The 398-nt window shown below is 38.9% G+C and carries 1 protein-coding gene and 1 pseudogene; both read right to left on the bottom strand.

Annotation, left to right across the window (positions count from 1 at the left end; genetic code table 11):
* A partial coding sequence (locus tag AC2JF9_RS10140) for a hypothetical protein (protein WP_500727514.1) occupies positions 1-191 on the bottom strand: 191 nt, incomplete at its 3' end.
* Positions 192-217: 26 nt separating this feature from the next.
* A pseudogene (locus tag AC2JF9_RS10135) lies at positions 218-398 on the bottom strand (UDP-glucose 4-epimerase GalE); the annotation flags it as partial.

Raw genomic sequence — 398 nt, 5'->3', positions numbered from 1 at the left:
ATTTTGGATGTTATACAGTATTTTTTATCCGGAAAAATCAAAAGGTCCGCTACCCCGTTCTCCGTAGTATTAACGATATGATTTGCCTTGCCGCTGGTTATCCAGGAAAAATTATTCCGTTTACGGAAAAAAACTCCATCAATTTTTTTCTCATGAATAAAATTTTTAACTTTTTCCAATGCTGTTGACATTTCCAAACCAACCCTTTCATTCTCAATTACCGCTTATCAGAAAAACCATTTGGATTTGCCTTATGCCACTCCCATGCAGTCTCAATAATGGTTTTCAAATCGTTAAACTTCGGTTTCCAGCCTAAAACGGTTTGTGCTTTTTCGGAGGAAGCAATCAGTACAGCAGGGTCTCCCGCTCTTCTTGGGCTGATTGCCTCAGGGATTGAA

It is taken from the genome of Lactobacillus sp. C449L (genome assembly GCF_059900815.1).
Note: the sequence above shows the minus strand (reverse complement) of the source record. Positions and strands in the feature narration are given on the sequence as shown.